The 8,048-nt window shown below is 59.3% G+C and carries 8 protein-coding genes and 1 pseudogene; 2 read left to right on the forward strand and 7 right to left on the reverse strand.

Annotated features, from left to right (window positions below; translation table 11 throughout):
- Positions 1 to 526 (forward strand): NAD(P)/FAD-dependent oxidoreductase (locus ACRXB1_RS24335; RefSeq protein WP_449493489.1); only part of this gene is annotated, 526 nt, incomplete at its 5' end.
- On the opposite strand, the gene ACRXB1_RS24340 is transcribed toward ACRXB1_RS24335, so the two are convergent.
- From ACRXB1_RS24340 to ACRXB1_RS24355, 4 genes are read right to left on the reverse strand one after another with little or no spacing between them, the layout of a single operon-like run.
- Positions 519 to 1,175, reverse strand: a complete 657-nt coding sequence (locus ACRXB1_RS24340) for an energy transducer TonB (protein WP_256701332.1) — start codon at positions 1,173 to 1,175, stop codon at positions 519 to 521. The genes ACRXB1_RS24335 and ACRXB1_RS24340 overlap by 8 nt on opposite strands.
- Positions 1,176 to 1,188: 13 nt before the next feature.
- Positions 1,189 to 1,587: an ExbD/TolR family protein gene (locus ACRXB1_RS24345; protein WP_449493490.1), complete on the reverse strand. Its 399-nt coding sequence runs from the start codon at positions 1,585 to 1,587 to the stop codon at positions 1,189 to 1,191.
- Positions 1,584 to 2,147, reverse strand: coding sequence for a MotA/TolQ/ExbB proton channel family protein (locus ACRXB1_RS24350; protein WP_174363207.1), 564 nt, complete (start codon positions 2,145 to 2,147; stop codon positions 1,584 to 1,586). Before ACRXB1_RS24350 ends, ACRXB1_RS24345 begins: the two co-directional genes overlap by 4 nt.
- Before the next feature lie 31 nt (positions 2,148 to 2,178).
- Positions 2,179 to 4,533 carry a TonB-dependent receptor gene (locus ACRXB1_RS24355; protein ID WP_449493491.1) on the reverse strand — a complete coding sequence of 785 codons (2,355 nt, stop codon included), beginning with the start codon at positions 4,531 to 4,533 and terminating at the stop codon, positions 2,179 to 2,181.
- Between the two features lie 137 nt (positions 4,534 to 4,670).
- On the opposite strand from ACRXB1_RS24355, the pseudogene zigA reads away from it, so the two are divergent.
- Positions 4,671 to 5,890, forward strand: a pseudogene (gene zigA / locus ACRXB1_RS24360) (zinc metallochaperone GTPase ZigA).
- Positions 5,891 to 5,903: 13 nt separating this feature from the next.
- On the opposite strand, the gene ACRXB1_RS24365 reads toward zigA, so the two are convergent.
- The 3 genes from ACRXB1_RS24365 to ACRXB1_RS24375 all read right to left on the reverse strand — a co-directional run.
- A complete protein-coding gene (locus tag ACRXB1_RS24365; RefSeq protein ID WP_449493492.1) occupies positions 5,904 to 6,683 on the reverse strand; it encodes a DUF1223 domain-containing protein in 780 nt (259 codons plus the stop codon).
- Between the two features lie 163 nt (positions 6,684 to 6,846).
- Positions 6,847 to 7,488, reverse strand: coding sequence for a DUF1109 domain-containing protein (locus tag ACRXB1_RS24370; RefSeq protein ID WP_174363211.1), 642 nt, complete (start codon positions 7,486 to 7,488; stop codon positions 6,847 to 6,849).
- A gap of 165 nt (positions 7,489 to 7,653) precedes the next feature.
- Positions 7,654 to 8,048, reverse strand: a 395-nt coding sequence (locus tag ACRXB1_RS24375; protein WP_449493493.1) for a DUF1109 domain-containing protein, incomplete at its 5' end; no start/stop codon positions are given.

Genomic DNA, 8,048 nt, shown 5'->3' on the forward strand with positions numbered 1-8,048 from the left:
TGTGCTGGTGCATCGGCGCAATGGGTTTAGCGCGGTGGCATCGAGCGTCGATCAGATGCGGCGTGCGGTCGATGCCGGCGAGATGGAGTTCATGGTCGGCTCGATCGCCGGGCTGCAGATGCTCGATGACAAGCTCGCGTCCATCGAGATCCGGCAGATCGGCGGCGCAGCGCAGATCGATGCCGATCATCTGGTGGTGCTCTACGGCCTTGTTGCAGATCTCGGACCGATCGCGAAGTGGGGTATCGAGATCGCGGGTGGCCGCGTCAATGTCGATACATCGAACTACGAGAGCTCGCGGCCGGGGATTTTTGCGGTCGGGGATATCGCGAACTATCCGAACAAGCAGAAGCTGATTCTCTCGGGGTTTCACGAAGCATCGCTCGCGTTGAGAAAGGCGTACACATACGCGTACCCCGACAAGAAGCGCACTCATGTGCATTCGAGCTACGACGCGGGACTGGCCGAGCGGATCACATCGAGTGCAGCGCATGATGACAACGCGGCATGGCCGCGCATCAGCTGATGTTGAAATGAACGCGAACGTCCTGATGGCTTTCGACCGCATGGCCGTCCTGCATCGCGGGGAAGAAACGCCACTTACGCAGTGCGTCCAGCAGTAACGCGTTCAGGCGCGGATTGGATGTCGGTTTTGACAGTTCGACTTCCACGCTTCCATCCGCATGGACATCGAAGCGTGCGATCGCCACAGCTTGAAAGGCGTCTTCGCGAAGATCATCGGGAAGAGAGGGCATGGGCTGATTGATGATACGCGCGGTGGAGCTTGCGGTAGCCACCGGCTTCTCGCTCTCCGGTGCGGGCGGAGACTGCGCGGGTTCGTCGGGATGCGAAGGCGTTTCAGTCCTGTCGATGGCGTGTTCGATCGCCGGCAAGCGTGTCACGCGCGGCTCTCTCGCGTGAACTGGCGCTGGACTCGGCCGTGCATGAAGGGGTTTCGCTGAGGGTTCGTTGTGGGCAGGCGCGGGCTCGAGCACAGCAGGCGGCGTGATTTCGACAAGACGCATCTCCACGGGTGGCTGCTCTTGTGCAGGAGTTTGCGGCGACGGCTGCGACAACCGGCTCATGACATGAGTCAGCAGGATCATCCACGCAGCGACCGCGATAAGAAGCGCAATGCTCAACCTGAAGCGCGGACCATCGAGCAGATCGTTCAAACGTCGCGTCCAACTATTCACAATGTACAGCGATCAGGAAATGCTCGGCGCCGCCGCGACGTGCGGCGAGCATCGCGTGCACGACGACGCCTTGGGCTGCGGCGTCATCGGCGGCAATCACCACGTTTCGATCAGCTGTAAGGCGTTGCTTTACGCTGGCCTCGACCTGATCCAGTCGAACCGGTTGATGATCGATGAAGATCCCGTTCTTCTGATCGATGCTCATTGTCAGCGGTTGGTTTTCGGCCATGCTCTCGGCCTGTCCCGATGGCAAATTGATCTTCACTGCATCGAGGCGTTGCATTGCCAGGGAAGCGAGCATGAAGGTGGCGAGCAGGAAAAACATCACGTCGATCATCGGAATGATTTCGATGCGGCCGCGCTTCGATGCTCGTGATCGCCGAAGTTTCATGGAACATCGCTCGCGTTTGCTACTGTATTTTCAGCCCCGAGGCGTAGTTCACTGAGGCGCTCGTTGGCGCAAACCTCGAGGTCGTCCATCAACCGCTCGAGGCGTCGCGAAAAGTAGTTGAATGCGAAGAGCGCGAACAACGCAACGATCAACCCGATCGCCGTCGCCACCAGCGACTGCGCGACACCGCCAGTCACTGCGCCGGGATTCACGAGTCCGCTGCCTCCAAAGAGCTGGAAGGAATGCATCATTCCCACAATGGTTCCGAGCAACCCCAGCAATGGCGCAGCGGTGACGATCGTCTCGAGCAGCCAGAAACCCCGGCTCATGTCGCGCTCGATGCGTGTTGCCAGAGACTGCGCCCGCGTTTCGTGCAGCCATAACGGCGTGCCGGGTTGAGGGACGAACATCGCGTCGAGGCGCCTGAAGGCGTGAAAGCGCGCAAAGACATAAGCGCGGTCTATGGTTATTGCAATTGCCAGCACCGCAAGCAGCGTCAGCGGATAGACGACCCATCCGCCTACTCGCACGGCAGCAAGCATTCCTCCCCAATCCTGCATGATCGAAGCCCCTAGCTAGTTATCCCGTCCATCAGAAATTCTTCGTCACGCCTGCGTACAGCGCGAGGTGCGGACCGTACTGTGGCGCACCTACGCCAATGCCGGATCCATCGCGCAACTCGTACACGCGATTGAACGCATTGATGAGCAGCAGCCGCCCATCGAACTTGCCGATCAGCGGCTCCTTGAAGTCGAAGTGATGAATCACGCCGAGGTTGACCTGCGTGTACACCGGCAGGCGATCCGTGTTCGCAAAGCCGCTGCGCAGCCCGCTGCCGACAATGCCATCGAACGTGAAGGTGGTGGTGCCCAACTGATAGGCGCCCCCAAACGATGCTGTCACACGCTGGTCGTGATCGAGGAACACATAGTGGCTGCTGATGAACGCGAGCTCGTCCGGGCCGAAGTTGAACTGCGCCGAGTCGATGTCCTTTCCCTGAGCGCGGCTGAACGCGACGTTCACGTAAGCGGAGACGTTGCCCTGTTTGTAGTTGCTGGTGAACTCGACGCCGTACACGCGGCCGTATTGATAGTTGAATGGCGTGAAAATCAGGGCGGTGCCGAACTGCCCTTCATCGAGCAGGTTCGTCGATTTCTTGTAGTACGCATCCACGCCGACGGTGATCGCAGACGTCAGCCGTTGCGTCACGCCGAGGTCGAAATAATGGCTGCGTTCTGGCTGCACGGGGTCGTTTTGCGTCGAAGTCTGCGCAGTCGTTCCGGCGAATCGCGCGATGTCCTCGCCAGAGACAAGTTCAAATGCGGGCGGCGTGAAGTATCGCGAATAACCGGCATGTACCGTTGTCGATGGCGTCAACGCATACACAAGCCCAACGCGCGGACTGAGCTGGCTTGCGCTCACGTACTCGTCCATCTTGTCGTATCGGAGGCCGTAGTTGATGGTGAGTTTATCGGTGACTTTCCATTCGTCCTGGACGTAGGCGCTGTACAGATACCCCGTCTTGCTGCTTGAATCCGGTACGTTGAACGGCTGATCGGAGAGCGGGTTGCCGTCCTGATCGGCGGGGAAAACGCTCAGGTCATTGTTGAACAACGCGTGTTCCTGTTGAAACGATATACCCGCGCGCAACGTATGTTTTGCGTTGAGCCGGTAGGTGGTGTCGGCTTGCACGCCGTTCGCGCTGTCGCTGTGAAAATCGCTCGCGGCCACGCCGTTGAAGAGCAGATCGCCTACAGGGTCGGGATTGAACTGCGTTCGGGAATAGCGGGTGAAGAGCGCGACCTGATAGTCCAGCGCGCCGCCGTTGGTGCCCTGCAGCGCGACCACCGCGAACTGGTTGAGTTCGGACTGGGTTTCGTTGAGCTTGCTCGAGTCGAACGTGTTGTTGCCGTTCAAGATGAAATTGGTGGGCAAACCCGCCGTGTTCGGAATGTCGAACTGATTGCTCGTCGTGCCGAACATCAGGCTCACGCGCGTGAGCGGGTTGATGATGTACGACATGAGGCCGAAGGCATCGCCCTGACGCGTATGGTCGTGAATGGCGCTCGCGCTCGACGTCGGATTTTCTATCCCCAGGTTGTTCTCGCCCACGGAGCCGCTGAAGTAATAGCTGAACGGCCCCTTGCTGCCGAATACATCGGCGCTGGTCTTGATGGTCTGATGGCTGCCGCCAAAGACATCGATGGAACCACCGTTGCCCTGGTCCCCGGATTTCGTATGGATATCGACAATGCCGGCCGTCCGGTCGCCATATTGCGCGGGCAAGGCGCCGGTCAGCAGATTCAACTGATCGATGATGCGCGTATCGAGCGATTGCCCGAAACCGCTGATTGGTTCCGGAATGATCACGCCATTGATGCGGTATTGCAGGTTCGCATGGTCTCCCCGCACGTGCAACTGTCCGTACGAATCGCTCGCAACGCCCGGCGCCTGCAACAGCACCTGATTGAGCGCCGTGTCCTGGCCAGCGGGGAGGGTGTCGATGTCTGTCTGGCTGAAACGATAAACGCTGCTTCCTGTCTCCGGCAGCAGCCCGTTTCGTGCGCGGTCGAGCCGCTTGGCGTTGACTTGTACATCGAGTGCGTCGCTCTTTGAAATCGATATGGATACCGAAGTATTTCCGTCACTGCTTGTGGTGGCGATGGTGCTTCCGCTCGCATACCCCGGCGCGGCCGCGACGACTGCATAGGTACCCGAAGTCACGTTGTGCACGACAAAATGTCCGCTCGTGTCTGTGCTGGCTGTCCCGGCGGTCGCGCCGCTTGCGTTCTGCAATACGACATTTGCATTCGCAACAGGTTTGCCCGTGCTGTCAATCACAGAGCCGGACACGGTGGCGTCCAGACCGGCTGCATAAGCGTGCCCCACTGCTATCTGGGCGAACAGCAATAACGCCGCATGGGCAAAGAGCGTGCGATTTTTCATCGATCATTTTTTTGGTAAGTGTTGGCGAGAAGCGCGACGAGTCAGGTGGATGAGCTTGGGCAGGGAAATCGATTTGTCGAAAAGGATGTCAGTGATGTAATGTTATAACATCCAACACCATTGATGCGAGAAATTTGATGACGAAATTGATGGGAAAGCTTCCCGTAACTGTTTTGTCGGGTTTTCTTGGCGCTGGCAAAACCACGCTTCTGAACCACATCCTCAACAACCGCGAAAGTCGGCGGGTCGCGGTGATCGTCAATGACATGAGCGAAGTCAACATCGATGCCGCGCTGATTCGTGAAGGCGGCGCGCAGCTTGCCCGAACCGATGAAAAGCTCGTGGAGATGAGCAACGGCTGCATTTGCTGCACGTTGCGCGAGGACCTCTTGCTTGAAGTGAACCGGCTCGCAAAGGAGGGGCGCTTTGACTATCTTGTGATCGAATCAACCGGCGTGTCGGAGCCATTGCCGGTCGCGGAAACGTTCACATTCGCCGATGAAGAAGGACAGAGCCTCGCCAATGTCGCGAGCTCGACACCATGGTCACCGTGGTGGACGCGTTCAATTTCCTGAAGGACTACGGATCAGCCGACAGCTTGCAGACGCGTGGCGAATCGCTGGGCGAAGAAGATTCGCGCACAGTCGTGGACTTGTTGGTAGAACAGGTCGAGTTCTGCGATGTCATCGTACTGAACAAGATCGACCTCGTCAGCGATGAAGATCGCACCCGGCTCATGACAATCCTTCGCGGCCTGAACCCGCGTGCGAAGATCGAGATGGCCGAGTTCGGCAAGCTGAGTCTGGACAAGGTGCTCGACACCCGGCTATTCGATTTTGATGAGGCTTCCAAAGCGCCGGGCTGGCTCACGGCGTTACGCGGCGAACATAGATCCGAAGCCGACGAATATGGGATCAGGAACTTTGTGTATCGGGCGCGCCGGCCGTTTCATCCTGAGCGGTTCTGGGATTTCATCGAAAGCGAATGGCCGGGCGTGGTGCGGTCCAAAGGGTTCTTCTGGCTTGCAAGCAGGCCTACCTATGTCGGTTCGTGGTCGCAAGCCGGCGGGGTATGCCGTCACGGCGCGATGGGGTTGTGGTGGGCCGCGGTGCCGAAATCTTACTGGCCGCAAGACCCTGAGTCGCTGCAATCAATCGAGGAGGACTGGGACCCGCAGGTCGGCGATGCACGGCAAGAGCTGGTGCTGATTGGCATCGATATGGATGAAGCGGCGTTGCGTGCTCGGCTGGACGCGTGTCTTCTCACCGATGCGGAAATGTCGCAGGGACCTGAAGCCTGGCACAGGTTCAAGGATCCGTTTCCAGCGTGGCAACACGAAGCAGAGCTTGCGCACTAAGCGGCCATGATAGTCACCCGCCGCACGAACCGAGCTCGGCCACTTGCAGCACCTCGCCGTTCGTTCCACGTTCAACGAATGCAACGACGCCGAAGCGCATGGCATCCGACGCGTAATCGCCGGATAGTTGCGCGCGTCCTTCGGTCAATCGAATGGGACCGATCCATTGACGCACCACACGGTCGTGATGCAATGTCGCGCCGTTGTTTTCTCCGCCGTTGACTGCGCTGACGAGCTGGTTTTCATACACGGCCGCGTAGGCGACGGCATCGTCCGGGAGGTTCTTGCGCGCTGTGAACGATGCGTTGAACGCAATATGGCCGGGCGCTGACGGATGGCCGTCGATGTGGATATCGGCGAGCGGCGTTTCGCTGTTCAACTGTTTTATACGCGATTCGAAACTCGCGTCGCTCGACCAGTCGCGCAACTCTTTTCCGCCGACGAAAATCTCCGGCGTGTACACGACATGTCCACTGCCAGCCGATGTCAGTTGCTGTTGGCGCGTGGTGAATGCCGCTTGTGCAAACCGGTCTTTCCACGCCCGGTTATCCCAGTAGTCCACGTGCAGGGCGAGCGGCACGATGGTATCGGTCCGGCGTGCGTGATCGAGTGCGCCAAGCCAGTTATCGGCGGGCGGGCAACTATTGCAGCCTTCGCTTGTATAGAGTTCTACGAGCGCCGCGCGGTGAGCGGGACTCGACGCACTGCACGTATTACCCGATGCAGCGTTGGCGCTCGCGGCGCAGAGTGAGATGCAAATAGCAAAGAGGGCGGAAGCAGACGAAGGGCGCATTGCGGACTCCAGACAAGGGGCGGATGAAATCTAATTCGACCGGCACATGAAACGGGTTACATCAATGCAAAAATACTTGCTGCAGTCACCGCAGCGCCCATTCAAGGTGCGGGTCGTCGACTAGCCTGATCGATTCGGCAGCGCGTGGCTGCCGCGTCGGCCGCTACCAGCGCAACACACGCGGTCCCAGAATCCCGCCGACAATCGTTGGCGCCATCATCCCAAGCACGTACCACACGCCCCAGAACGGCACGGTCATCTCCACGCAATAAAGTGTGTAGACAAGGACGGCCTGAGCGCCGCTGAGCAGTCCTGCCGCAGCGCCCGCCAGAACCGGCCGGGTTGGCGCAAGCCCTCTCATGGCCCAGAACACAGCAACAAAAGTCGGCGCTGACAAGATCGCGATGTTGATCGTGCAGACTTGCCACGTGCTGCCAAGCACGAGTTGAAGCCGAAGCGCCGGCGGTGCGGCAATGATCACGATCAACGCCGCCACCCAGATAAGCACGAGTGGAATGGCAAGCGCGATCCATCCGAACGCCGTATCCGCACCGGGGCGTGAAAGACGGGTCGCGATGAAAAGCGACGCACCAGCGACCGCAAGAGGAAACGCGACTTTCAGCCAGAATAGAGGCGTGGTAAGCATTTGCGGCATGTCGCCGCGCACGCCGTAGAGGGCAACCATCAAGCAGGCAGCGCCGCTCAGGCCTAAAAACAGTGCCGTTGCGAAACGTCGCGCGATCACACGAGGGTGGGTCGGGGCGATGCCAGTGGCAAGCATCGATACAAACTCGCTGGTTTTCATGGCCACTCCGCAGACAGGAACCGATAGTGCGTCGAGCCCAAGGCCGCAGGACAGGACGCATGACTTCTATTCGGTTTGATCTGCAGGAAGGTTATGCTTGCGTGCGAATTTTTTTGAGGCGGCGATTGCGCCTCATTAGCCGAGCTGGCTGCCCCGTCAAGCTTATTACCAGCGCAGGAAACGCGGACCGAGCAACGCGCCGATCAGCGTAGCTAGCGTCATGCCGAGCAAGTACCAGACAGCCCAGAAGGCTACGCTCATCTCGGGACAATGCAGGCAGTACGCCATGGTCGCGATAGTTCCCGCCAGCATGCCGCCCGCGGCACCCGCGAGTCGCAACCGCGTGGGTGCAAGTCCGCGAATCGCCCAGAACACGGCGACAAAAGCCGGCACCGAAAGCAACACGATATTGAACGGGCATGAGCGCCACGTCGTGCCCATTACAAGTGGTATGCGAGCATCGGGGGAAGCCAGGCACAGGACCGCGACCGCAGCGCTCCACACCACAAGGATCGGCACGGCGGGCATTGCCCAGAATGCGCCGATGCTCGTCCCCGGGA

This window comes from Caballeronia sp. M23-90, assembly GCF_053574605.1.